This is a genomic window from Ureibacillus sp. FSL K6-0786 (assembly GCF_037965165.1).
Taxonomy (GTDB): domain Bacteria; phylum Bacillota; class Bacilli; order Bacillales_A; family Planococcaceae; genus Ureibacillus; species Ureibacillus thermosphaericus.
Genome location: NZ_CP150191.1, coordinates 2808344 through 2835138 on the forward strand (window position 1 = coordinate 2808344; position 26795 = coordinate 2835138).

Genomic DNA, 26795 nt, shown 5'->3' on the forward strand with positions numbered 1-26795 from the left:
AAAGGAGTGTTATAGTTGGAGAGTTTAATTCTATTTATCATTATAGCTCTAGTTAGTTCTTTTTTTAGCTCGTCAAAAAGACGGCATGATCAATCTACCCCTCCTATTCAAAAAGAACATCGTCAAAGACCAATAATTGAAATCAAAACATTAGATGAATTTGCAAATGAAGTGATGAAACAATTAACGGAAGAAAAGGAAGTAAAACAGAGAGAATCCGTAATGGTAGATGAGAAGGAGCAAGAACCTTCACCAATACAACAACAAGTACAACCTGTGCCCAATAATGTCGAGTTAAAAGAACGTTCAAATCAAACTCCTGTCGTAACGAAAGAAACGAAATCTCATTCACGGAAAGGTCATAAATTTCCATTCTTATCTTCAAAAGAAGCGTTAAGGAATGCTATCATTACACAAGAAATTTTAGGACCACCAAAATCGAAAAAACGGTAAAAAATCATGTCCTCCCATTCCTAAGCATATACTTGGTGAAAGGGAGGGCAGTTTTTTTTGAAAAAATTATTCCAGATTGACCCTATAATTGAAATGATGAATTGTCGCCAATTACGAATGATAGGAAACTATAAATTTTTAGAAGCATCGGAGCATCATTGTAAGTTTTATTATGAAGGTTTTCTCGTGATGATTGAGGCTGACAAAGTACATATTAATGTACTAAAAGAAGAAGAAATTTTAGTACATGTTGATCAGTTAAAAAATTTTGAAATGAAGCGACAGGTGAATGAAAATGAAATTATACGATAGCCGCCCTGTAGAAATTCGTGTTTCTCGCAGTGGAAACGTACATGAATTGATTCGACGCTTACAACAAAATCGAGTGAAATTACGAGAAATAGAGTTTTTAGAGGATGAAGTCAAATTTGAAATTTCTAGAAAAGATGTGACTATTGTACGTTCATTGCGGAAAAAATTAAATTTGAAAGTAAAAATACGTTACCTGCAACAATCAAGGATTTTTCAAAAAACTGGTTGGACAATTATTGGAATAATACTGTTGATTTTCATCCCCATCATCTGTTCACAATTTATTTGGAAAGTTGAAGTGGAAGCAAGTACGCCAGAATTGAAGGCGAAAGTTGAAAAGATAATAGATGAAAAATTACAACTAGACAATCCTGTGTTAAAGCGAAAACTTGTATCCGATTTTGAAATACGACAAACCATTATGGAAGAAATACGTGATCTTTCTTGGGTGCATATTATCAAAAAGGGAAGCAGTATGACGATTGTTCCCCAACTAGCACCAATAACGGAAAATAAAGAAAAGAAAAGCGACGGACTATATCATTTAGTTGCTTCGAAAAGTGGTGTGATAACTCATTTTAATATTACAAGCGGTGAGCGTCGAGTTATGCCAAATATGACTGTGTATAAAGGAGATGTTCTTGTATCAGGAGTCATTACTGTAGGTGAAGATGAATATATGGCTGTGGGTGCGCAGGGAGAAGTATATGCTGATTACTGGCTAGAAACGAGTTTTGAGATACCGAGGAAAGTCAAATACATTTCAGCCGCTGACAGCAAGTGGATATTTGGATTGAAAAATAGCGATGAAAAGGAGAAAGAGTTATCGTTTCAAAAAATCAAATTGCCAAATTGGATTTCAAATTACATCGAAATCAAAAAGACGCAAAATTATATTACAACTGTACAAGAACTGTCAGAAGATCAAATCGACTCATTTATTTTGCCGCTATTGCACGAAAAAATTTTAAAATCACTACCTCCAAAAACGATTATCAAGAAAGAAAATATTTTGCACGTTACCTTCGATGATGATAAAGTTAAAGGGAAAGTCCTTTTTTTGGTAAACGAAAATATTGCGAAAGAATATCCAATTAGTCAAGGAGATTAGATATGGCTGAAGAATTAACAGAGTTACATGTTGAAAACCCAAATGAAGCAATTATGCTTCTAGGAATGGGCGATGCTAATATAAAGTTAATTGAAGAATCATTTAATTGTCGTATCATTACTCGCGGTGAAATCATTCAAATTACAGGTGAAGTAGAACAAAAGAAGCAAGTAACATTGTTGCTAAAAGAATTATTAAAAGTTATTCGTAAAGGCATTAATATTGATTTAAGAGACGTTTCAAGTGCCATTGAAATGTTAAATAAAGGAACACTTGAATATTTTTCAGAGTTATATGACGTTGAAATAGGTAGAACTCATAATGGCAAGCCTATCCGTGCCAAAACGATTGGTCAACGTGAATATATAAAGGCTATTCGTTCTCATGATTTAGTTTTTGCCATCGGGCCTGCAGGTACGGGGAAAACATATTTAGCAGTAGTCATGGCAACACAAGCATTAAAAAATGGACATGTTAAACGAATCATTCTAACACGTCCAGCTGTAGAGGCAGGAGAGTCGCTCGGATTTTTACCTGGTGATTTAAAAGAAAAAGTTGACCCATATTTACGGCCATTATACGATGCCTTACACGATATTTATGGAACAGAACATACTCAACGATTAATTGAGCGGGGAACAATTGAAATTGCTCCACTTGCTTATATGCGTGGCCGTACGTTAGATGATGCTTTTGTTATTTTGGATGAAGCTCAAAATACAACCCATATGCAAATGAAAATGTTTTTAACTCGATTAGGATTTGGGTCCAAAATGGTTATTACGGGAGATAAATCTCAAATTGACTTACCGAAAAATGTAGAATCTGGATTGATGATTGCTGAACGAGTGTTGAAAAATGTGAAAGATATTCATTTTACCTATTTGGAAGCAGGAGATGTAGTAAGGCATCCTCTTGTGGCAAAAATTATTCAAGCCTATTTCGATCAAGAACTATAACAATGTGTACGCCAGTTCGTACACATTTTTTATTTACTAAAGAATCCAATTCTACCAATGAAAAACGAACGAGAAATTGATAAACTATTAATATACAATATTGGGGGTGCGTTATGGATAAGCACTTAATAAAATTACTGGACATGTTCGGTTTTCGTGTATTACTGATTACTATATTATTTATTACTGGCCTATTACAGTTTTTTATCATGTTTGGCAATGTTCGAGGAGATACATATGATGTCCAACCATTTCAATTAGCTCCAGAAACAATACGAGCTGTGAAAACCGTAGAAGATACTGAAAAAACAGAGAAGGAGAGACAAGCAGCAGTAGATGCTGTGGAATCCGTATATGTCTTTGATGAAGAAATTGTCGATCATCGGGTGGCGCTTATTGAAACAATACATGAAATTATTTTGGACGTCCGAAAAGAAATTTCCGGAAATGGTACTAGAATATTATTGAAAGAAGAGCAAATTCAACTGCTTCAAGATAAATTAAAGGAAATCACTGAAAGTCAAACTTCCCTGCGATTCACAGATGAACATTTATGGACTTTTATCACTGTGGACGAAAAGGAATTAAGTAAAGCTCATACCACATTGATTCAACTAGTGAAAGATACTCTATCGGTCCCAATACGCAAGGAAAATGTCACATCCGTGCGCAATGAATTAGAATCAAAAATTCGTGCACATGAGAGTATTAGTAATTCCCTTATACCACCATTAGTTATTTTAGGAAGGGTAGCAGTTGTTGAAACTGAAACGTTGGATGAAGAAAAAACTGAAGAATTAAAACAACGAGCACGGCAAGCAGTTGAACCAACTCGTATTTTACAAGGTCAAATTATCGTACAAGAAGGCGAATTGATCGACAGAGAAAAATATCGACAGCTGGAATTATTAGGGATGACAAATAATAAGGCATCTATAAAACCTGTATTGGGACTAGCAATTTTAGTTATATTGCAAATGACTTTTCTTTATTTCTTATTTGACAAACTTAATATTGATGTGCAAAAAAAGAGAAAACAAGTTGTTGCAACGGTAATTGTTTATCTATTTTCAATCGGATTTATGGAACTTATTAATTTATTAGATGATTTTGAAGTCCAAATAGCCTTTTTATTTCCCTCTGCTTTAACGACTATGCTTGTAAGTTTATTAGCATCTCACAAAGTTGCAAGTCTAGTAACATTACTCACGGCCGCATCGGCAGGTGTTATATTCCAAGAAGGGTATTCGGCAGTATTGCAAATGGAAATTGCATTGTATATATTGCTTGGTGGCTATGCATGCATTTACTTTATGAAATCGATTGAAAATCGTTCTGATATATTAAAGGGTTGTGGAATTGTAGTTATTATTAATATATTATTTATTGCATTCTATTTATTAATGTCCCAATCCCATTATGAACCGTTAGAATTATTATTTTACGGAGTGGCAGCAGTAGTTTCAGGTTTGTTGTCTGGCGCTTTAACGATGGGATTGTTGCCATTCTTTGAATCAGCCTTTGGAATTTTGTCGACAATGAAATTAATCGAATTATCGAATCCAAATCATCCGCTATTGAAAAAAATATTAACCGAAACACCTGGAACGTATCATCATAGCATCATGGTCGCAAATTTAGCGGAAGCCGCTTGTGAAGCTATTGGAGCAGATGGATTGCTTGCTCGAGTAGGAAGTTATTATCATGATATTGGGAAGACGAGACGTCCTGCATTTTTCGTCGAAAACCAAATGTCAGGTATCAATCCACATGACTCGCTGCCACCGGAAAGAAGTGCAGAAATTATTATAGCCCATACAACTGATGGAGCAGAAATCTTACAAAAACATAAAATGCCACAAGAAATTATTGATATTGCACTTCAACATCATGGCACAAGTTCGTTAAAATATTTTTTGCATAAAGCAAAAGAACAAGGCGTAGTAAAAGATGAGTCCATCTTCCACTATCCTGGACCAAAACCTCAAACGAAAGAAATTGCGGTCATTAGCATCGCTGATAGTGTAGAAGCTGCCGCTCGCTCCATGAAGCAACCTAATGCTGACAAAATTCGCAATTTAGTGCAATCAATTATTAAAAATAAATTAGAGGAACAACAATTTGATGAATGCGATATTTCCATTAAGGAGTTAAAAATAATTGAAGAAGTGCTTTGTGAAACACTAAATGGTACATTCCACTCTAGAATTGAGTATCCAAAAGAGGATAAAAATTAGGAGGAACTATGACTTTAACAATTGATTTTTTAGATGAGACAAATAAATTAAGCGATAAACATATCGAACTTGTTGAAAAATTGCTTCAATATGCTGCGAAACTAGAAAATATCAACAATGCAGAAGTTTCTGTTACCTTTGTAACTAATGAAAAGATACATGAAATAAATCGTGAATACCGTGACAAAGACCAGCCGACAGATGTTATTTCCTTCGCTCTAGAAGAAATGGGCGAAGGAGAAATCGAAATTATTGGAGTTGGAGAATTACCTCGTGTTCTAGGTGATATTATTATTTCTGTCGATCGAACGAGGGAACAGGCAGAAGAGTACGGGCATACATTTGAAAGAGAACTTGGTTTTCTTGCCGTACATGGATTTTTGCATTTATTAGGATATGATCATATGACGGAAGAAGACGAAAAAGTAATGTTTTCAAGACAAGAGGAAATTCTCACATCATACGGCTTAGGTCGTGATTTTCATGCGTAAATTTTTTCGTTCTTTCCACTATGCAATTGAAGGAATACGATTTGCAATGAAAGAACGAAATATGCGCATCCATGTTACTTGTGCTGTATTGGTTACGATTGCAGGCTTATGTTCGCAATTAAGTGCAGCGGAATGGCTGGTGTTAATCTTAACGATGGCCCTTGTGATTGCGTTAGAAATGGTGAATACTGCAATAGAAACAGTCGTCAATCTTGTTTCACCAGAATATCATGCTCTTGCAAAAGCAGCGAAGGATGTTGCGGCTGGTGCAGTGCTCATTTCTGCAATCGCAAGCATTTTCATTGGATTGATTATTTTTCTGCCTAAATGGTTTCTCATGTAATAGGAGGCGTATCCGTACATATGGATGTACAAAAGTTAATGAATGAAGCGAAACACGCCCGTGAAAAAGCATATGCTCCTTACTCTAAATTTTCTGTTGGAGCCGCATTATTGACGAAGAGCGGGAAAATTTTTCACGGTTGTAATATTGAAAATGCTAGCTTTAGTATGACAAATTGTGCAGAACGAACTGCAATTTTTAAAGCCGTTTCAGAAGGGGAAACAAAATTTGAGGCAATTGCTGTCATTGCCGATACAAAAAATCCCGTTTCTCCATGCGGTGCATGTAGACAGGTAATGGCTGAATTTTGTTCACCAGAGATGCCTGTTTATTTAGCAAATTTACAAGGAAAAATACAAAAAACAACTGTAAAACAATTATTACCAAGTGCTTTTAATTCGGAGGATATGAAAGATGCATGACAATCATCGTTTTAAATCAGGATTCATTTCAATTATTGGTAGACCAAACGTAGGAAAATCGACATTTTTAAATCGTGTAATTGGCCAAAAAATTGCTATTATGTCGGATAAACCTCAAACAACTCGAAATAAAATACAAGGTGTATTGACGAGAGAAAAAAGCCAAATGGTATTTATTGATACACCAGGAATTCATAAACCGAAGCATAAACTAGGCGAATTTATGGTGAAGGTCTCTAAAAATACACTGCGTGAAGTAGATTTAATTATGTTTATGGTTAATGCAGAAGAAAAGATTGGCAAAGGCGACGAATTCATTATGGAATTGTTAAGTGAAACGAATACTCCGGTGTTTTTAGTGATTAATAAAATAGATAAAATTCATCCAGATGAATTATTAGAAATTATTGATGCTTATAGAGAAAAAATGGATTTTGCAGAAATCATTCCAATCTCTGCATTGGAGGGGAATAATGTAGAACGATTGCTAGAAACAATTGAAAACTACTTACCAGAGGGACCTCAATATTATCCAAGCGATCAAGTTACAGATCATCCAGAGCGCTTTATCATATCAGAACTGATTCGTGAAAAAGTATTACATTTAACGAGAGAAGAAATACCTCATTCTGTAGCGGTTATCATTGATAAAATTCGCAGGGATGAAAAAAATGAAAATCTCATTCACGTGAATGCCACGATTATGGTTGAGCGGGACTCGCAGAAAGGGATTATCATTGGTAAAGGCGGATCTTTGCTAAAAGAAGTCGGAACTCAAGCAAGAAAAGATATTGAAATGCTCCTCGGTTCAAAAGTTTATTTAGAACTTTGGGTAAAGGTTCAAAAGGATTGGCGAAATAAAATCACATACCTAAGAGACTTTGGATATCGAGAAGATGAATATTAAAATGTTTAAGAGTGCGTCTAATTACTTACGACGCACTCTTTATGAATTTTTATTCATCGTCCTTTTATCGAAATCATTATTAAATAAGATTCTAGAATGCCTCAGTGAAAAGGGATGTGCAACAGATGCTAAGTAAATTAGAGGGCATTGTTTTAAAAACAAGAGATTATGGGGAATCAAATAAAATTGTTACACTGATGACAAAAGAAGCTGGAAAAGTTGCAGTGATGGCTAGAGGTGCTAAGAAACCGCGGAGCAGGTTAGCGTCAATATCTCAAACTTTTATGCATGGTATTTTCATTGTACAACGATCTTCGGGTATAGGCACGTTACAGCAAGGTGAGCTTATCAATTCGATGCGACATATTCAAACCGATATATTACGAGCAGCTTATGCTAGTTACATTGTGGAAATGGTAGATCGATTAATAGAAGAGGGAAATCCGCAACCATTTCCTTACGAAGTGTTGAAACAAGCTTTATATGCGATTGAAGATGAGCATGATCCAGAAGCAATCGCATTGTTCGTTGATTGGAAGTTTCTTCCTTATGCAGGGGTAAGGCCTATTTTGCATCAATGTTCATCCTGTGGTGCGGTAGAAGGGGAATTTGCCTTTTCCTTTTCACAAGGAGGATTTCTTTGCCACCGTTGTTTTCATGTTGACCCCTATATTATTCGGCTAAGTCCAACACAATTAAAATTAATTCGCATGTTTTCTACTATTCCAATTGAGAAAATTGGAAAGTTGGAGTTAAAGCGTGAAACGAAACACTTTATCAAGAAAATTGTAACGACGATTTATGAAGAACAAACAGGTATGCGTTTAAAGTCTCGTTCATTTATTGAACAGCTTGAAAAATCAGAAGCTTTGTACTCGTTACAAAAAGACAATAAAGACAAAACAGGCGACAAACTTTAGGCGCCTGTTTTTATTGAAATATATATTGTATTAATATTTCTATCATTATCTTAATTCAGCTAAAATAGGCATTAAATCTTCTTTAAAAGCTTGCCAAAATTTTTCCTCTAGCTCAGGAATTAGGATGTGTTTAACATTTTTCAATTCCAAATACAGCTTTTCAATTTTGTCATCGACAAGTCTCATTCGATGATTGATTTTCTCTCGTTCTTCTTCAATATTTAGAATAATAAAACTATCCATCAAAAGTTTAAGTTGATTATATTTTTTTATTGTACTTTCGTAAGCTTCTTTATGAAACACACCAAGCGATGTAGTAAGATCGATCTGTTTTCGGTGATATTGTGCCGCATGAAAATATTGTTGAATTTTCAAATTTGTATTGAATATTAATTGACTGTTGGAACTATTGGAAGGTACTTCTCGCTTTAATATCGCTGTCACAATATTCTTTAATTGGCTGAAAACGTCGCTAACTTGAAGTTCTTGTTGTTTCTTAAAACTTGTAAATGAACTAAACAGCATATAGCTCCCCCCTAATCCAAAATCCCTTAACTCAATTATACTAGAGGGGGAAAGAATATGTATATTTAATTCAGATAATTCTGATTTTAAAATAATGAACAACATATCATTAGACAAAAGAAAAAAAGCTGTACAATCATGTACAGCTTTCATCATGTAAGCAATATTAGAATTGTAAGTGCTTTTCAATATAAGCTTTTACATCCGCAATTGGCATGCGTACTTGCTCCATTGAATCTCGATGACGCACAGTCACTTGACCGTCTTCTTTTGAATCGAAGTCGTAAGTGATGCAGAATGGTGTTCCAATTTCGTCTTGGCGGCGATAACGTTTACCGATGGATTGAGATTCATCATAATCTACTGGGAAATATTTGCGCAATTCGTTCCAAACTTCAGTTGCTTCCTCTGACAGTTTTTTCGATAGTGGAAGAACTGCCGCTTTAAATGGAGCGATAACCGGATGGAATCTAAGCACTGTGCGTTTGTCTCCATCTTCTAGTTGTTCTTCGTCATATGCATCACATAGGAATGCCAATGTTACACGGTCTGCTCCGACAGATGGTTCGATGCAGTAAGGAACGTAACGCTCATTTGTAACTGGATCGATGTAAGTGAAATCTTCGTTTGAATATTGCATATGTTGCTTCAAGTCATAATCTGTGCGGTCTGCAATACCCCAAAGTTCGCCCCAACCGAATGGGAATTTATATTCGATATCTGTTGTAGCTTTCGAATAGTGGGATAATTCTTCTTCGGAATGATCGCGAAGGCGAATGTTTTCTTCGCTCATGCCCAAACTTAACAACCAGTTTTTACAAAATTCTTTCCAGTAATTTTGCCATTCTAAATCTTCACCAGGTTTACAGAAGAACTCCAACTCCATTTGTTCGAATTCACGCGTACGGAATGTAAAGTTACCAGGCGTAATTTCGTTTCGGAAAGATTTACCAATTTGTGCAATACCAAATGGAAGTTTTTTGCGCATAGAACGTTGAACGTTTTTGAAGTTAACAAAAATACCTTGAGCCGTTTCTGGTCTTAAATAAATTTCGTTAGAAGAGCTTTCTGTAACACCTTGGAATGTTTTAAACATTAAGTTAAATTGGCGAATTTCAGTGAAATCTTGTGCACCACAATCAGGGCAGGAAACATCATATTGCTTCATGATTTCTGCCATTTTTTCAAATGATAAGCCGTCAACGATAATTTCATCACCTTTTTGTAGAGCTGCTTCTTCTATTAACTTATCAGCTCGATGTCTTGCTTTACATTGTTTACAATCAATCATTGGGTCATTGAAGTTTCCAACATGTCCTGATGCTTCCCAAGTGCGTGGATTCATTAAAATTGCTGCATCAAGTCCAACGTTGTAAGGTGACTCTTGAACAAATTTTTGCCACCATGCTTTTTTAATATTATTTTTCAGTTCCACACCAAGAGGACCATAATCCCATGTATTAGCAAGTCCCCCGTATATTTCAGAACCTGGAAATACAAATCCACGTTGTTTTGATAAATTCACAATAGTTTCCATTGATTGAACAGCCATTTTTGTTCCTCCTATTTAATTTTATTTTTCATAATAATAATAGAAAAGCACCCGTCTCCGGGCCATAAGCCCGGGGACGAGTGCTGGAATACATAATTACACCCGCGGTTCCACCCCGATTGATTGCATTTCATTCATAGAATTGCAATCCTCTTTTTTTCATCATGGCTCGAGGCTGCCGTTTCTCTTTTCGTGTAGGCTTTCACCATCCCTACTCGCTGTTTGTTGAAAAGATACTTATAGTCCTGTCATTGCCAAAATATTTGAATATAGTAATTTTTTTAATTAGTTGTGACATTATTTTATCATGTAGGACTTTTCTTAGCAATTATAAAGAAAATAGTATATAATATTTAAGAAAAGTATAACACTAATTGAGGCGGTGAGTCCAATAGAACTCAATCAACGTCAAGATAAAATTCTGCAAATTGTTAAAGAGAAGGGTCCAATAACAGGGGAGAAAATTGCTGAACAATTAAACTTGACTCGAGCAACCCTTCGACCAGATTTAGCAATTTTAACAATGGCAGGGTTTCTAGATGCCAGACCTAGAGTCGGGTATTTTTATTCTGGCAAAAAAACGATGGCTTCTGTAACAGAGTCAATGATGAATTTAAAAGTTAAAGATTTCCAATCTATGCCAGTTGTTGTATCTGAGAATATGACAGCTTATGATGCTATTTGTCAAATGTTCTTGGAAGATGTTGGAACCTTGTTTGTGGTGGATGATCGATCCCGTTTGCAAGGTGTGCTTTCAAGAAAAGATTTACTTCGCACAAGTATTGGAACTCAAGCTATAACAAAGATTCCCGTTCATATTATTATGACGAGAATGCCGAATATTGTGTATTGTCATAAGAATGATTCACTCATTCATGCTGCTAAAAAATTGATCGAGCGACAAGTTGACTCATTGCCAGTTGTAGAAGAGAAAGAAGATGGGTTAGAAATTGTCGGTCGTATAACCAAAACCAATATTACAAAAGCTTTTATTTCATTAGCTGAGACGAATGATTTGTAAGAGGTGCTAATTTGAAAAACTTAAAAATCTTTGTCGTATCTGATTCTGTCGGAGAAACTGGAGAACAAGTGGTTAAAGCAGCTGCTACACAATTTAGACCAAATTTTGATGGCATCATTATCCGAAGATTCCCACATATCTCAAATGATGACCATATAAAAAACATTGTAGAAATTGCGGCTATGCAAGGTGCAATTATAGTGTATACATTAGTAGAAAAACAAAAACGTCAGTTAATGTATAATTTATGTCAACAAAATAACATTGATTGCATTGATTTATTAGGTCCTATTATTCATTTATTTAGTAATAGACTTGAAGAATTTCCGTTAGAAGAACCTGGAATAGTTCATAAGTTAGACGATGACTATTTTCAAAAAGTAGAAGCGATCGAATTTGCCGTAAAATATGATGATGGTCGAGATCCGAGAGGAATATTATTGAGTGATGTGGTGTTAATTGGCGTATCCAGAACTTCAAAAACTCCACTATCACAATATTTGGCTCATAAAAGATACAAGGTAGCCAATGTTCCAATTGTTCCAGAAGTCGAACCGCCTGAAGAATTATTTCAAGTAGATCCAAGAAAATGTTTTGGTTTAGTGATTTCTCCTGAAAAACTAAACGTCATCCGTAAACAAAGGTTAATTGCATTGGGTCTAAGTGATGATGCGATTTATGCAAAAAGAGATCGCATTGAACGGGAAATTGCGCATTTTTATAAAGTGGTAGAAAAATTAGGTTGTCAAGTCATCGATGTTACAAATAAAGCTGTTGAAGAAACAGCGAATGACATCATTGAGCGACTAGAGCGTTTAAAAAAATAAGATAATTATTTACACCTCCAGATTATCGAGGAGGTTTTTTTTCATTTTTTTATAAATAAGTATAGAAAAATCATAAAGAATGTTTTATAATAATAAAATTGTGGTAAAATATTTCTAACAAATAAATATTATAAAAAGTGAAGTTTTTTTGTCGCATTTTAAAGGAATTTTTAATTTTTTATCGAATTGTGTTATTTAGCAACAAAGTTGGTGATGGAATGATAGGCAAAATTCCTGAAGAATTAATTGAAAAAATCCGAACAGAATCGGATATCGTTGATGTAATCAGCGAATATATTCAGTTAACAAAAAGAGGGCGAAATTGGTTTGGATTATGTCCTTTCCACGGTGAAAATACACCTTCTTTTTCTGTTTCTGAAGACAAACAAATATTCCATTGCTTTGGTTGTGGTGCAGGGGGAAATGTTATAACCTTTGTCATGGATATCGAAAATGTATCCTTTCCTGAAGCGGTTTCTAAATTAGGGGAGCGCATCGGCATACATATTGATATCCAAAATCAAAGTATGGACAAAAATTTTCGCCGATATTCACCAAAAGAAGAAAATATGATAAATGCCCATCAATTTGTTGCTGAATTTTATCATCATTTATTGATGAACACAGAAGAAGGCGAAAAAGCAGTAAATTATTTATTAAAAAGAGGATTTACAAGGGAAGATATCGAATCCAATGGTATAGGATACTCATTGCCAGTATGGGATTCAGTGACTGTATTACTAGAGCGAAAAGGTTTTTCGTTAGATGAAATGGTTGAATGTGGACTCATCATCCAAAAGGAAAATGACCATACTTACTTTGATCGCTTTCGAGGACGTATTATGTTTCCAATTCGCAACGAATTTGGAAAGGTCATTGGTTTTTCTGGTCGAATTCTTGAGGCAAATGAATCAGAAGCGAAATATTTAAATAGTCCAGAATCCCCGATTTTTCGAAAAAGTGAAGTTCTTTTTAATTTGGACAAGGCTAGAGCTTCAATTCGTAAAAAACGTCAAGTTATATTAATGGAAGGATTTATGGACGTGCTTGCTGCACAAAAAGCAGGTATAGACAACGCTGTGGCAACGATGGGCACTTCCTTAACAAAAGAGCATATCACAAGGCTAAAACGCTTAGTTCGAAACGTAGTGGTTTGTTATGACGGTGATTATGCAGGTTGGGAAGCAGCAAAACGGGCCGCAGAAATGATTTACAACGAACAAATGGATGTTGAAGTTGTCGTACTACCCGATCAATTAGATCCTGACGAATACATTCGGAAGTATGGTTCAGAGTCCTTTGCACAGATGATTGAAAAACCACATGCATACATGGCTTTTATGATGATGTATGCACGTCGCAATAAAAATTTTCAATTTGAAAATGATATTTTGCAATATATTCAAGAAGTGCTTGAGCATCTTGTTGGAAAATCATCGCCTATCGAACGAGAACTTTATATTAAAGAACTATCGAAAGAAACAAAAATATCGGAAGAAGCTATTTATGCACAATTCAGAAAATTAGATGCTGACTTTTCTAAAAATTATAAACGAGCTGAACAAAAAAATACAATATTTAGTGGCCAAATTCATTCCAAAAATTTAAATGCGACTGAACGTGCTGAAAGATTACTCCTTTCACATATGTTGTTTGATATGGAACTAGTGAAAAATATTTTACACAGTGATGATTCGCAACCATTTATTCATGATGAGTATATGGCAGTGTTTGTTCGCTTAATCGGCTTTTACGAAGAGCATGGTACTGCGGATTATCAAAGGTTTTTAGAAATTTTGGATGATGCAGAACTTCGAAAAATTGTTATGGAAGCTGCGTTAATAGAGCGCGATCCAGAATTTAAAGAGGCTGAGATTGAAGATTGTTTAAAACAACTAAAAAAACATCGCATAAAGCTTGAAATAGAAAAACTCATGCACGATTCCCAAGAAGCTGAAAGAATGCATGAATATAAAAAAGCTTTAGAACTCGTCCAACGAATGATTGAACTGAAAAAAACATTATCTGCGATTTGAGTGATATTGGTTGTTATAAGGAGGAAGGTTTATGGCGGACAATATGTCAGAACGTTCAAGAGAAATTTTGGAAAAAAACTTGGAAGAAGCGAAAAATTTTCTTCGACAAAAAGCAAAAAATGATGGTATATCCATGGATGATATTTCAAAAAAATTAGATCCATTTGAATTGGAACCTGAGGAAATTTTTCATTTTGCTGAAGAATTAGAAAGCCAATATGATATTCGTGTGGAAGGAAAAGAAGAGTTTGAAGAAGAAGCACTTGCGAAACAGGAAGCAAGTGAAGAAGAATTTGATTTGAATGATTTAAGCGTTCCTCCTGGTGTAAAAATCAATGACCCTGTCAGAATGTATTTGAAAGAAATCGGGCGTGTAGATTTATTAACTGCTGAAGAAGAAATTGAACTTGCAGAACGTATTGAGCAAGGTGATGAGGAAGCTCGTAAACGACTTGCGGAAGCAAACTTAAGATTAGTTGTTTCGATTGCTAAACGCTATGTGGGTCGTGGAATGCTTTTCTTAGATTTAATTCAAGAAGGAAATATGGGATTAATTAAAGCAGTAGAAAAATTCGACCATCGAAAAGGATTTAAATTTTCTACGTATGCCACTTGGTGGATTCGTCAAGCTATTACGCGAGCAATTGCGGACCAAGCAAGAACGATTCGTATACCAGTTCACATGGTGGAGACGATTAATAAATTAGTCCGCGTCCAACGTCAATTATTGCAGGATTTAGGGCGTGAACCAACGCCAGAAGAAATCGCAGAGGAAATGGACTTAACGCCTGAAAAAGTTCGTGAAATATTAAAAATTGCCCAAGAACCGGTTTCATTAGAAACACCAATTGGTGAGGAAGATGATTCACATTTAGGCGATTTCATCGAAGACCATGAAGCGCAATCTCCTGCTGACCATGCAGCATACGAACTGTTAAAAGAACAGCTTGAAGACGTTTTAGATACATTAACAGATCGAGAAGAAAATGTGCTTCGTCTTCGTTTCGGTTTAGATGACGGTCGTACACGCACTCTTGAAGAAGTAGGAAAAGTATTCGGGGTGACTCGTGAACGTATTCGCCAAATTGAGGCAAAAGCACTAAGAAAGCTACGTCATCCATCTCGTAGTAAGCGACTAAAAGATTTTCTTGAGTAACATCATTCTGAGAAATGTAAAGGTACCTAATTTTAGGTACCTTTTTTATTATTGAAATTATAAAAAATTTTCTTTGATAATACTTTGTACGGATGTCGAAATATAGAAAATACTATACAATAATACATAAATAAACAAATTTGGTGAATGTTTATGGATAATCCGAAAAAACAAATCATAATCAATGAAATCTTATTTTGGAAGCAAAATAAGTTATTACCAGAACATTACTGCGACTTTTTAATGACACTTTATACTGAAGGTGAAGACATTCAACTTCAAAATCATATTAGTATTAAAAAATCAATTAAAATGAAAGAAAAACGTAAAAAAACAACTATTTCTTTATTAATAATGGCGATAACAGCAGCACTCTTAATACTCCTTTTCCTTATGACAGCATATTTTTATATCGCTGCTTTCATAGTCGGAATAATAGCAATACTTTTTCTTGTATATTCATACAAATTTGCAAAGAAGCATGATTTGATTGCTCCCATTTTACAAGTAGCTGCGGCGCTATTAATTTTTGGAATTTCAGTAAAAGTTAGTTTAGTATATTTCGAAAATAATAATGTTGTACTTTATTCTTTATTAGTAGCTAATTGTTTTATGTGGACGATTACAGGTATTAAATTAAAACTATTATATTTCACAATTTCTGGTGTATTAGGATTCATTATCATTATTGCATATCAATTGTTTTTCCTATAATTCGATCGAAAAGTAGTTTTTCATTTCGTTTTTTAAATATAATTTTTTGTTGAAAGGAAATAATAAAGACAATTGATAGAAAAAATGATGAATATATAATTATTCAATCGGAAATTTATTCTTTGGCTAAATTGTGAAAAAATGTCGAAATTGTTACATTCCTTGTAAAAGTTATGGTTTAGGTCTTTTCGTTTTAAGAAATATGAAGTACAATAATTGTTGTTGACTATATTCTATATTTATAGCATTGATGATTCTACAAGGGAGGTAAAGACATGAAAAATAATCCGATCGTTCCTTATATCCTCATTATGGCATTCGGTATCGCACTTATCTTCTTTATGTCATTAGATGGAGTTGGAAAACAAGCTGAATTAGCTGAAGGTGAACATGGAACAACTGAAGAAGGTGCAGGAGGAGATGAAGCACTAGTTCAAGCTTGTATTGGTTGCCACGGCGGCGACTTAAAAGGTGGTATGGGACCTTCATTAGTTGGACTTGATGCAGATCATATCGTTGACGTTTTAGAAAACGGTATTGAAGGAACTCCAATGACTCCAGGTCTTAAAACTGGTGACGAAGCTCGCGCGATTGCTGAGTACATCAGTTCATTAGAATAAAAAAATAAATCCTTAGTTGCAAAAGGCGACTAAGGGTTTATTTTTTTATATAATGAGAGTTAGAATTTTACAATAAAGGCGGGTACTACATGAATGCACAAAATCTTTCCAAACGACTAGAAAAAGTTGCTTCTTTTGTGCCAAAAGGGGCAATTGTTGCAGATATTGGTTCAGATCATGCCTATCTACCATGTTACTTAGTCCATAAAGGAATCATACAAAAAGCTGTTGCAGGAGAAGTAGTGAAAGGACCCTATCAGTCAGCGTTAAAGAAAGTAAAAGAAGAAGGGTTAGAAAATCAAATTACTGTTCGACTTGCTGACGGATTAGAAGCAATTGAGAGCAGCGATCATGTTGATACAATCACGATTGCAGGAATGGGTGGTTCCTTAATCGTCTCTATTTTAGAAAAAAATCCTGAAAAACTCGAAACCGTTAATCGCCTCATCTTACAACCAAATATTCATGCACGCGTCATTCGACAATGGGCTTTAGAAAACAAGTGGAAGATTATTGAAGAAGCTATAGTCGAGGAAGATCAAAAAATTTATGAAATCATCGTATTAGAACGAGGGAACATGGAATTGACTGAAGCAGAAATTTTGATGGGGAACATATTAATTCAAGAAAAATCAGAGGTATTTCTAAAAAAATGGTCGAATGAAGTAAACCATTGGAAAAAAGTACTTAAATCATTAGAATATGCGGAGCCGACTCCTGAAATCGTTGGAAAACGTCAAGAATTGCTTCATCAAATAGCACTAGTTGAGGAGGTAATCCATTGATGAAACAAGCTAATGGAAACGAAATCATTCAACTTTTTGAGAGCTGGTCACCGAAAAAACTTGCTTGTATGGAAAATGATCCGATTGGACTCGCAATAGGCACTTTAAATAAAGTAGTTACGAAAGTGCTTGTTACTCTTGATGTCAATCAAGAAGTTGCAGATGAAGCAATAGAGAAAGGGTGCCAATTAATTATTGCACACCATCCACCTATTTTCCGGAAATTGTCGAATTTAAGAACAGATACACCGAGCGGAAGACTATATGAAAAGCTATTGAAAAATGATATTGCTGTTTATGCAGCTCATACGAATCTAGATGTTGCTGAAGGCGGCGTCAACGATTTGCTGGCTGATGCTTTACAATTACAAAATCGTGAAATTTTAGAAAAAACGTATTCAGAACATTTAATGAAGTTAGCAGTGTTCGTGCCTGATGAGCATGCGGATGAACTTCGATATGTCCTAGCAAAAGCAGGTGCCGGGAAGATAGGGAATTATGATTCTTGCAGTTATTCAACGGATGGAAAAGGGCGTTTTCGTCCATTAGAAGGTGCTAATCCATATATCGGTGATGTTGGAGAGATCGAAGTAACCGATGAAGAAAAAATAGAAGTAGTATTTCCAACATCAATGAAAAACCGAATATTAAAAGCAATGTTAAATGCACATCCATATGAAGAACCAGCATATGATCTTTATACTCTAGCTCAAGAAACGAATGAATACGGTATTGGACGCATCGGAATGTTGAAGGAACCTATGAGTTTGCGACAATTTGCTGATTATGTAAAAAAAAGACTACAAGTTCCAATGGTTCGTATAGTAGGGAATGAAAACAGTACAGTTTCAAAAGTTGCTGTACTTGGAGGAGATGGAAATAAATATATCCATATTGCAAAAAGAGCTGGTGCGGATGTATTTGTAACAGGAGACATGTATTTCCATGTTGCTCAAGAAGCACAAGCGATAGGACTAAATATTGTGGACCCCGGCCATCATGTTGAAAAAGTGATGATAAAAGGCGTTAAAGAAAAAATGACAAGCCTGTGTCAAGAGAATAAGCTTGATGTAGAATTTATTGAATCAGAAGTAAATACAGAACCATTTATTTTTATATAGGAAATTAAAAGTTACGTGAGCGAATGAGAAAACAATTTGTTTTTCATTCGCTCAATTTTTTATTTGAGTACAGAAAACAGGCGAGAAAAATTCGTATACGAAAGGTCCGATAATAGTCAAATATGTGACAATAATTGCCAATCTCCAATGGATAATAGTCACACTTGTGAACATAATAGCCAAATGGATAAAAAGAACTTTTGAAAAATAAGATAATAGTCAAATTCGTTACAATAATAGCCAATCATGAAAAATAATAGTCATTCCTGTCATTTTAATAGCCAATCTAAAAAAAATAACCTCTGAAAAGTAAGATAATAGCCAAAACTTAACAGTTATTAGTCAAACTACTAAATATAATAGTCAAATTTTGAAAATTAATTGCCAAATTCTAAGACATGAATTTTACCAACTTTTCAGCATAGCCTACTACCTGTTGCTGTACCTTTCAAAATGCATTTGCATATGATAGCTTTTAGAAAGCTTACGTCATTTGGAATAAACAGAAAGGAGATTTCTATGCGTCCACATCACTTTCCAAACCAAATGCCTCCAGGAAGACCTAATTTTTATGCACCAAGACCTCCTCAATACGGCTTTAGACCCGGACCATATCCGCCACCAATGCCACCTGGTTTTCAACCACCAAAAGGAACAGCGAGATTGGACTCCATTTTAGAAACAGCTAATCGATTTTTAGCGACAGCACAAAGTTTCCAACCTTATATCCAACAAGCAGCGCCGATGCTTCGGAATTTGCCTGCACTATGGAAATTATATAAAGGGTTTCAAGGGCTTCCAACTCAAACTCAAGGGAAACAATCAAATGAGGAAGGAAAAAGACAAATATCACCGTCAAATCATTCAAGACAAGAAAGAAGAAATGAAAGAAATCTAAGACAAGAAGAAATTAGTAGACCGTCAATTCCAAAAATCTATCAACCGCCGTTCGATCATTTTGAATAGAAACTTTGTAATAACACCATAGCTCCGTTATAATAAAGTTATGTACCAACAAAAGGAGTTGTCATGATGGAAGTCATTAAAATAAATCCTCGAGGCTATTGCTATGGTGTAGTTGATGCAATGGTTATTGCAAGAAATGCTTCATTAGATAAATCATTGCCAAGACCAATCTACATTTTAGGAATGATTGTTCATAATAAACATGTAACGGATGCTTTTGAAAAAGAGGGGATTATCACTCTTGACGGAAGCAATCGAAAAGAAATCATTGAAAAAGTGGATAAAGGGACTGTTATTTTCACTGCTCATGGAGTATCACCTGAAATAAGAGAAATTGCGAAAAGAAAAGGACTTGTAGCAATTGACGCTACATGCCCAGACGTAACAGTCACTCATGAATTAATCCGTGAAAAGTCTAAGCAAGGATATGACATTATTTATATAGGGAAAAAGAATCACCCAGAGCCTGAAGGAGCAATTGGAGTTGCACCGAACCACGTTCATTTAGTTGAAAATAAACTAGATATTGACAATCTAAATTTACAAAATGATAAATTGCTAGTGACAAATCAAACAACTATGAGCCAATGGGATGTTAAGGATTTAATGGATTACATTAAAGAAAAATATCCCCATGTGGAAGAGCATAAAGAGATTTGCATGGCTACTCAAGTACGACAAGAAGCGGTAGCAAATCAAGCAGGAGAAGCGGATTTACTTATTGTAGTAGGAGATCCTCGTTCCAACAATTCAAATCGTTTAACTCAAGTTTCTGAAGAAATTGCAGGTACCCCAGCCTACCGCATTGCTGATATATCAGAGTTAAAAATCGAGTGGTTGATGGATATTGAAAAAGTTGCTGTTACAGCAGGTGCTTCGACACCAACTCCTATTGTGAAGGAAGTCATATCATTTTTAGAGAAGTTTGATAAAAATGATCCATCTACTCATGAAATAAAGCGTACTGTGACACTGGATAAAATACTTCCAAAAATTAAAGAACCAAAACCTGTTAACGTTATTCTTCCTAATGAGTAAAAGGGGCTGTTCAGAAAGTCGAACACTTTCTGAACAGTCTTACTTCTTATAGTAAACTTCTCTTAAAAACTTTGCTCCTGCGGTGGTCACATCAAACGTGCCTCCTCGTCGCAATTTATCTGCGGCGAAAGCGATCGCGACAGCCGCAATTTATCTGCGGCGAAAGCGATCGCGACAGCCGCAAAGGGGGCGTCTCAAAATAACTTTTCAGACTTCCCCTTTTTCATTTTATCGCTAGTTTTATAAGCCGAAGGGGAAAAATGAATAATCTATCATATAATAATTATCGTTTAAGTAGAATGTTAAGAATTATGTAAGATTTAAGTGAAATGAGTGCGAATAATTGAAAGTTTACTTAACTTTTTATACAGGATTGACAACTTGTATGTGTGAAAGATTGCAGTATATAGTATTTGACTTTCCATCTTTCATTTCAATGAATCGTCCCTCTACATGATTAATTTTTCCGATATGAGAAAAATCTTTGCCTAAATTTAAAATAACCAGTTGACCTTTTAATTCGGCAATTTGTTCAGCAAATTGCTTTTTAAATGTTGGAAACTTATTTTTCGATAAGGATAAGAATTCGGTTTCACTGATGCCGTAAGGAAGATCATTTTTAATATGAGGTATTATCCATTTTAAATGTTTATTTGGAATGTACATAGTGTTATAAATGGGTGACTGAAATACAAAATAGTCATCCATTACAGACGTAATGACGCCATGTAGTGCTTCATTTCTTGTCACCATTAATTCTACGTGCAGTCCTTTTGCCATGGAAAGAATATTGAATAACGTCAAATCTTGATTGACTTTTGTAATAAATTGCGGTATTTCTGAAGGGGATTGAATATTATTTTCATTATCAATATCCCTTTCCAAAGTATATATATGGTCAGTTGGCAAATATACAAATTGATTATTTACGTGGATCACGAAAATTTCATCACTTGAATCAATTAAGGAGCCGTTAAATATTTTCCCGCCCATGATTTCAATGAAAACAACTTCATTATTTAAATGATGCATATGGTGCCCCTCCTATCTATTTACAATCAAGAACAAAAGTATTACTTTATGATATTTTTTTATTATTATTAATATTCCATTTTAATTAAACAATCGGTACATATTTCAACAATGAAAAAATTATGTATTATTATTTGCTTCCATTTGTTAGACAAAAAGTTTAATTGTTCCTATTTAATAATCGCTGTTGAAAGCATGATGAACGAAAGTTGTTTATTGTTCTTTAGAAAGCGTATTTGGTACAATAATATTCATGTTAGGAGGTACGAAAAATGTCGAACTTTACAGATTTTCAATTCAAACCATTTATTATGGATGCTATTCAAAAGCTCGGCTTTAAAGAACCAACTCCCATCCAAAAAGAGATGATTCCGTTAATATTGCAAGGGAAGAGTGCGATTGGACAAGCCCATACAGGGACAGGCAAAACCCATGCGTTTTTATTACCGATCGTTCAAAGAATAGATGTAGAGAATACAGAAGTCCAAGCAGTAATTACTTCACCAACAAGGGAATTAGCGACTCAAATTTTTGAACATCTAAAGCAATTGATAGAAGGCACTGAAATTTCCGCAAAATTATTAATTGGGGGTACGGACAAGCAGCGAACAATTGAAAAATTAAAAAATCAACCGCAAATCGTTGTAGGAACACCTGGGAGAATTCATGATTTAGTAAAGGAAAATGTTTTACTAGTTCACAAAGCATCTATTTTAGTAGTAGATGAAGCGGATTTAGCCTTCGATATGGGATTCATTGAAGAAATAGATGGATTTGCAGCTCGAATGCCTGAAGATTTAGAAATGTATGTGTTCTCTGCTACAATCCCTGTTAAATTGCAACCATTCCTCAAAAAATATATGGAATCCCCAGTACACATTCAAATGAACGATCGAAAACCGGTGGCGGAAGGAATCGAATTTTTCCTTGTACCGATTCGCTCTAAATCTCGTACGACTCGACTACTAGAAGTTTGTGAGGCGATTAATCCATTTTTATGTGTCATCTTCTGCAATACGCGAAAAACTGCTGAGGAAGTTGCAGACTTTTTAGCGGAAAATGGCATACGTACAGGACAAATACATGGTGATTTAACGCCTAGAGAGCGTAAAAAGATGATGAAGCAAATTCGAGATTTAGAGTATCAATATATCGTAGCGACAGATTTAGCTGCTCGAGGTATTGATATACAAGGTGTTTCTCATGTTATTAATTATGAAATACCTGAGGATTTAGAATTTTTCATCCATCGTGTAGGTAGAACAGCGCGTGCTGGACTTCAAGGTACAGCGATTACCTTATATGGACCGGACGATGAAAATGATTTAGCCCGAATTGAAAAAATGGGTATTCCATTCCAACAGAAAGATGTTAAAAACGGTGAATGGATTGAGTTAAAAGAACGGCACGCTCGAAAAAAACGAGTGAAACAGGAAAACGAGTTAGACCAACTCGCTAAAGCATTAGTGCGCAAACCGAAAAAAGTAAAGCCGGGCTATAAAAAGGCAATGAAAATGAAAATGGAACAGATTAAGAAGAGAGAAAGAAGAAAAAGAAATCGCTAGAAATGAGGGGAAGAGAATGTTAATTGGATCGCACGTATCCATGAGCGGCAAGAAGATGTTACTTGCTGCTAGTGAGGAAGCTGTATCATATGGATCCACGACCTTTATGATTTATACGGGGGCACCCCAAAACACAAGAAGAAAAGCTATTGAAGATTTAAATATTGAAGCAGGATTAAAGCATATGAAAGAACACGGTATCTCAAATATTGTTGTCCACGCACCGTACATCATTAACATTGCAAATACTGTAAAACCTGAAGTGTTTGCTTTAGGGGTGGAATTTTTGCAAAAAGAAATTGAGCGCACAGAAGCGATCGGTGCAACACAAATTGTTTTACATCCGGGTTCCCATGTAGGAGCAGGGGAAGAAAAGGGGATTAAAAAAATTATTGAAGGATTAAATGAAGTGTTGTCAGTCGATTCTCCTGTTCAAATTGCATTAGAAACAATGGCTGGAAAAGGATCAGAATGTGGCAAAAACTTTGAAGAAATTGCGATGATTATCGACGGGGTTACGAATAATGAGCGACTCTCCGTATGTTTTGATACATGCCATACTCATGATGCAGGCTATAATATTGTAGAAGATTTTGATGGTGTTCTAGAACAATTCGATAAAATCATTGGTCTAGACCGCATTAAAGTGGTTCATATAAATGATAGTAAAAATGAGAGAGGGGCAAGAAAAGACCGCCACGAAAATATTGGATTTGGCCATATCGGCTTTGATGTATTAAATTACATAGTACATCACGAAGCATTTAAAGAAATCCCAAAAATACTTGAAACACCTTGGGTAGGTACAGATTCAAAAAATAAAAAGCCACCATATAAAGAAGAAATTGAAATGTTTAAAACAAGTACATTTCAACCGGAATGGATTAAAGCATTACGCAACTAGGGACTGAAATAAGTCCCTTTTTTTAATGAAGGAAATTTTAAGTGAAGGTGACGATAAAAGAAGGCGTATACGAGCATAATAGAATATAAAAGAATGGTTCAAGGTGGCTGCCATGATGAAAAAACAGTGTGTATTATGTATTGTTATCGTGTTTTTCTTTTTCCAATATCTTCATCCAAGTCAAGCGATGTCACTCCATGAAAAAATACCAAACCATTTAGGTACAAAGGATATCAGCGTGTCCATTCGCGATCTAGAAACTGGAGAGCTATTATATACGAAAAATGGGGATATTGGAATGAAACCCGCGTCCACATTAAAATTGCTTACTTCAGCTAGTGCATTACATGTATTGGGACAACAGCATCAATTTGCAACAGAAGTTTATATTGATGGGAAAGTAAACAACGGGGAACTTCAAGGTAATCTTTATGTAAAAGGAAAAGGTGATCCTACTTTTCAAAAGAAACATTTTTTTCAAATTGCAGATATATTAAAGTTGTTAGGAATTTATTCGGTAAGAGGCAATTTATATGGCGATGATTTTTATTTTAATGGTGAAGCACTCTCTCCTGGCGTTTCAAAAGAAGATGAAAGTTTTTATTACGCATCAAGAATAAGCGCATTAACGATGTCACCGGATGGAGATTACGATGCAGGAACGCTCATTGTTCATGTAATCCCTACTTCCATTGGAAATAAACCAATCATACAAACGGAACCGAATGATAGTGGGATGATTTTATTGAACTACGCAATGACGGTTCCTTCGAATAACAAAAATACTATCGAAATCATTCGTAAATATCATTCAAATGAGGTAGTAATTTCAGGAAATATTCCGTTAGGGGCATCTCATAAAGATTGGGTGACATTATATGACCCAACGCTCAACACGCTCGAGGCTCTCAAAATCACGTTGGAGGAAGAAGGGATTGCATTTTATGAAACATCTGTTGTTCGAAAATCTGTACCTAAAAATGCAACGTTGATTTATAGAAAACAATCCCCCCCTCTGAAATATATCAACCATACATTCTTGAAATTAAGCAATAATAGCATTGCGGATATTTTAGTAAAGACAATGGGACAAAAAGTATATGGAAATGGAAATTTTGAAAATGGATTAAAGGTCATTCAACAATATGGCAAAGATTTAGGATTAAAAATGGAACAGTGGAAGTTTGAAGATGGTTCAGGAATTTCACATTATAACCGTACAACTGCTAATGAGTTAACGAACTTATTAGTAAAAGTTCAAGAAGAACCTTTTTTCCCGATCTTTTTTAGCAGTTTGCCTGTGGGAGGAGACACGAATCGACAAATCGGGGGATCGTTAAGAGAAAGATATTTAGGTGAACATTTGAAAAATCGAGTATTTGCCAAAACTGGCCACATTACTGGTGTATATACGTTAGCAGGATATGTAAAGGCTAATAGTGGGAAAATGTATGCATTTGCAATCATGACGCAATATCAAACAACTAACAAAATAAAAGACATTGACAAAGTTGTGGAATCGATTATTGAACAATACTAAACAAACATTTAAGAAAAAATAGGCTGTCTAGGAAGGAAAAACTTTCTAAACAGCCTACATTCGTTCACGATTGCCATTAGTATCTTTTTTGAACTAACTCATCGTTTTTTAAGTGCTTCTTGAGGGAAATTTAATTTCTTAAATCATCAAGCATTTTTTTATATTTTTTATACTTCTTAGAACCTAAAATCTGCTCGGCTTGTTTTAACACATTCTCAGGAATGCCTGTAATAAGCCAGGTGATGTTTGCTTGTTGGGCTAGTGGACGAAGCTGTTGGATTTCCTCAATCGTTAAATCCACACCATATTGTTTCGCCAATTTCCGAATTTCTTTATCGGATTTCGAAATTAGGGATTCCCAAAATTCAATCGCATTCATAACATCATCCTTTCCGTTCATCAAGCAAGAAACCTTTACAAAGAAAATTAAATCCCTTATACTAACAAAATGTAAATCGTAATGATTATGAATTAGAAAGAAGAGAAATGATGAAAAAAACTTTTGTGGAATTACAGAATGTTTCATTTAAATATAATTCGAGACTTGTATTAGATGATATTTCTTTTAATGTGAATGAAGGGGATTTTTTAGCGATTGTCGGACCGAATGGTTCTGGTAAATCTACTTTACTGAAAATCATTTTAGGATTATTGAAACCTAAAGGTGAAATAAAACTTTTTGGTGAACCATTCACTTCATTCCAACACCGTGAATGGATTGGATATGTTTCGCAAAAATCAAATGCCTTCAATTCTGCCTTTCCTGCAACGGTGAAAGAAGTTGTGCAAAGCGGATTAACGAAAAAAGTTGGTTTATTTAAAAAACTCCCAAAAGATACGATTAAAAGAGTAAATGATGCGTTAAGCGCTGTAGGAATGGATAAATTTATCAATCGTAATATCGGAGAATTATCCGGTGGCCAACAACAAAGAGTATTCATTGCTAGAGCATTAATTTCTGAACCAAAATTACTCGTATTAGATGAACCAACTGTTGGAATTGATATGAAAAACGTACAATCATTTTATGATATGTTAGGTGAATTAAATAAGAAACATAATTTAACCATTATTTTAGTGACGCACGACATTGAAACACCCTCCAATCAAATCAGCCATGTTGCTTTTTTAAATGGGAGAATTCTATTTTACGGAGACATCGAACAATACAATCAAATTTCAAAAGAACAAATTTATAAGTGGTACGGTCATTCCGTACGGGCGATGTAAGGAGAGAG

Annotated in this window: 28 protein-coding genes; 24 read left to right on the forward strand and 4 right to left on the reverse strand. The window is 35.0% G+C overall.

Annotated features, from left to right (window positions below):
- Positions 1–15 precede the first annotated feature (15 nt).
- From NSQ18_RS13850 to recO, 10 genes are all read left to right on the forward strand, one after another.
- Positions 16–453, forward strand: a complete 438-nt coding sequence (locus tag NSQ18_RS13850) for a hypothetical protein (protein WP_339288392.1) — start codon at positions 16–18, stop codon at positions 451–453.
- Positions 454–510: 57 nt separating this feature from the next.
- On the forward strand, positions 511–765 hold the full coding sequence (locus NSQ18_RS13855) for a hypothetical protein (RefSeq protein WP_016838567.1): 255 nt from the start codon (positions 511–513) through the stop codon (positions 763–765).
- The gene (locus NSQ18_RS13860) at positions 749–1876 is read left to right on the forward strand and encodes a sporulation protein YqfD (RefSeq protein WP_016838566.1); all 1128 of its coding nucleotides are present in this window, start codon (positions 749–751) and stop codon (positions 1874–1876) included. The genes NSQ18_RS13855 and NSQ18_RS13860 overlap by 17 nt, the downstream gene beginning before the upstream one ends.
- 2 nt (positions 1877–1878) lie before the next feature.
- Positions 1879–2835, forward strand: coding sequence for a PhoH family protein (locus NSQ18_RS13865; RefSeq protein WP_016838565.1), 957 nt, complete (start codon positions 1879–1881; stop codon positions 2833–2835).
- Between the two features lie 113 nt (positions 2836–2948).
- Complete coding sequence (locus NSQ18_RS13870; RefSeq protein WP_339288396.1) at positions 2949–5072, forward strand: HD family phosphohydrolase; 2124 nt, start codon at positions 2949–2951, stop codon at positions 5070–5072.
- 8 nt (positions 5073–5080) lie between these two features.
- Positions 5081–5563, forward strand: a complete 483-nt coding sequence (gene ybeY / locus NSQ18_RS13875; RefSeq protein ID WP_016838563.1) for an rRNA maturation RNase YbeY — start codon at positions 5081–5083, stop codon at positions 5561–5563.
- Positions 5556–5906: a diacylglycerol kinase family protein gene (locus NSQ18_RS13880; protein WP_016838562.1), complete on the forward strand. Its 351-nt coding sequence runs from the start codon at positions 5556–5558 to the stop codon at positions 5904–5906. The genes ybeY and NSQ18_RS13880 overlap by 8 nt, the downstream gene beginning before the upstream one ends.
- A 20-nt stretch (positions 5907–5926) precedes the next feature.
- A complete protein-coding gene (locus NSQ18_RS13885) occupies positions 5927–6328 on the forward strand; it encodes a cytidine deaminase (protein ID WP_016838561.1) in 402 nt (133 codons plus the stop codon).
- Complete coding sequence (gene era / locus NSQ18_RS13890; RefSeq protein WP_016838560.1) at positions 6321–7235, forward strand: GTPase Era; 915 nt, start codon at positions 6321–6323, stop codon at positions 7233–7235. Before NSQ18_RS13885 ends, era begins: the two co-directional genes overlap by 8 nt.
- Positions 7236–7360: 125 nt before the next feature.
- A complete protein-coding gene (gene recO, locus NSQ18_RS13895) occupies positions 7361–8155 on the forward strand; it encodes a DNA repair protein RecO (protein ID WP_168412325.1) in 795 nt (264 codons plus the stop codon).
- Between the two features lie 45 nt (positions 8156–8200).
- On the opposite strand, the gene NSQ18_RS13900 is transcribed toward recO, so the two are convergent.
- Complete coding sequence (locus tag NSQ18_RS13900; RefSeq protein WP_168412324.1) at positions 8201–8680, reverse strand: hypothetical protein; 480 nt, start codon at positions 8678–8680, stop codon at positions 8201–8203.
- Between the two features lie 166 nt (positions 8681–8846).
- Positions 8847–10232 carry a glycine--tRNA ligase gene (locus NSQ18_RS13905; protein WP_016838557.1) on the reverse strand — a complete coding sequence of 462 codons (1386 nt, stop codon included), beginning with the start codon at positions 10230–10232 and terminating at the stop codon, positions 8847–8849.
- Positions 10233–10614: 382 nt separating this feature from the next.
- On the opposite strand from NSQ18_RS13905, the gene NSQ18_RS13910 reads away from it, so the two are divergent.
- The 10 genes from NSQ18_RS13910 (at position 10615) to NSQ18_RS13955 (ending at position 20516) form a co-directional block, all read left to right on the forward strand.
- Entirely contained in the window at positions 10615–11253 is a 639-nt protein-coding gene (locus NSQ18_RS13910; RefSeq protein WP_016838556.1) for a helix-turn-helix transcriptional regulator, read from the forward strand.
- Between the two features lie 11 nt (positions 11254–11264).
- Positions 11265–12080 carry a pyruvate, water dikinase regulatory protein gene (locus NSQ18_RS13915; RefSeq protein ID WP_168412323.1) on the forward strand — a complete coding sequence of 272 codons (816 nt, stop codon included), beginning with the start codon at positions 11265–11267 and terminating at the stop codon, positions 12078–12080.
- 218 nt (positions 12081–12298) lie between these two features.
- Entirely contained in the window at positions 12299–14116 is a 1818-nt protein-coding gene (gene dnaG, locus NSQ18_RS13920; protein WP_016838554.1) for a DNA primase, read from the forward strand.
- A 31-nt stretch (positions 14117–14147) separates the two neighbouring features.
- Positions 14148–15272 (forward strand): RNA polymerase sigma factor RpoD, encoded by a 1125-nt coding sequence (gene rpoD, locus NSQ18_RS13925; RefSeq protein WP_016838553.1) that lies wholly within the window; start codon positions 14148–14150, stop codon positions 15270–15272.
- A 153-nt stretch (positions 15273–15425) separates the two neighbouring features.
- Positions 15426–15986, forward strand: coding sequence for a hypothetical protein (locus NSQ18_RS13930; protein WP_168412321.1), 561 nt, complete (start codon positions 15426–15428; stop codon positions 15984–15986).
- A 275-nt stretch (positions 15987–16261) separates the two neighbouring features.
- The gene (locus NSQ18_RS13935; RefSeq protein ID WP_016839008.1) at positions 16262–16606 is read left to right on the forward strand and encodes a cytochrome c; all 345 of its coding nucleotides are present in this window, start codon (positions 16262–16264) and stop codon (positions 16604–16606) included.
- 89 nt (positions 16607–16695) lie between these two features.
- Positions 16696–17391 carry a tRNA (adenine(22)-N(1))-methyltransferase TrmK gene (locus NSQ18_RS13940; protein ID WP_168412320.1) on the forward strand — a complete coding sequence of 232 codons (696 nt, stop codon included), beginning with the start codon at positions 16696–16698 and terminating at the stop codon, positions 17389–17391.
- Entirely contained in the window at positions 17391–18512 is a 1122-nt protein-coding gene (locus NSQ18_RS13945) for a Nif3-like dinuclear metal center hexameric protein (RefSeq protein WP_016839006.1), read from the forward strand. The genes NSQ18_RS13940 and NSQ18_RS13945 overlap by 1 nt, the downstream gene beginning before the upstream one ends.
- A 519-nt stretch (positions 18513–19031) precedes the next feature.
- Positions 19032–19478, forward strand: a complete 447-nt coding sequence (gene vrrA / locus NSQ18_RS13950; RefSeq protein ID WP_016839005.1) for a VrrA/YqfQ family protein — start codon at positions 19032–19034, stop codon at positions 19476–19478.
- A gap of 66 nt (positions 19479–19544) precedes the next feature.
- Positions 19545–20516, forward strand: a complete 972-nt coding sequence (locus tag NSQ18_RS13955) for a 4-hydroxy-3-methylbut-2-enyl diphosphate reductase (protein ID WP_168412319.1) — start codon at positions 19545–19547, stop codon at positions 20514–20516.
- Between the two features lie 363 nt (positions 20517–20879).
- Here NSQ18_RS13955 and NSQ18_RS13960 read toward each other — a convergent pair whose 3' ends face one another.
- On the reverse strand, positions 20880–21548 hold the full coding sequence (locus NSQ18_RS13960) for a hypothetical protein (protein ID WP_339288403.1): 669 nt from the start codon (positions 21546–21548) through the stop codon (positions 20880–20882).
- A gap of 272 nt (positions 21549–21820) precedes the next feature.
- Between NSQ18_RS13960 and NSQ18_RS13965 the strand changes: the two genes are divergently transcribed.
- The 3 genes from NSQ18_RS13965 (at position 21821) to dacB (ending at position 25557) form a co-directional block, all read left to right on the forward strand.
- A complete protein-coding gene (locus tag NSQ18_RS13965; protein WP_016839002.1) occupies positions 21821–23113 on the forward strand; it encodes a DEAD/DEAH box helicase in 1293 nt (430 codons plus the stop codon).
- A gap of 16 nt (positions 23114–23129) precedes the next feature.
- Positions 23130–24017 (forward strand): deoxyribonuclease IV, encoded by an 888-nt coding sequence (locus NSQ18_RS13970; RefSeq protein ID WP_339288405.1) that lies wholly within the window; start codon positions 23130–23132, stop codon positions 24015–24017.
- 112 nt (positions 24018–24129) lie between these two features.
- Positions 24130–25557: a D-alanyl-D-alanine carboxypeptidase/D-alanyl-D-alanine-endopeptidase gene (gene dacB, locus NSQ18_RS13975; protein ID WP_339288407.1), complete on the forward strand. Its 1428-nt coding sequence runs from the start codon at positions 24130–24132 to the stop codon at positions 25555–25557.
- Between the two features lie 130 nt (positions 25558–25687).
- Here dacB and NSQ18_RS13980 read toward each other — a convergent pair whose 3' ends face one another.
- Complete coding sequence (locus tag NSQ18_RS13980) at positions 25688–25936, reverse strand: hypothetical protein (RefSeq protein WP_339288409.1); 249 nt, start codon at positions 25934–25936, stop codon at positions 25688–25690.
- Between the two features lie 110 nt (positions 25937–26046).
- Here NSQ18_RS13980 and NSQ18_RS13985 point away from each other — a divergent pair, with 110 nt between their 5' ends.
- Entirely contained in the window at positions 26047–26787 is a 741-nt protein-coding gene (locus NSQ18_RS13985; RefSeq protein WP_016838998.1) for a metal ABC transporter ATP-binding protein, read from the forward strand.
- Positions 26788–26795: the final 8 nt, after the last annotated feature.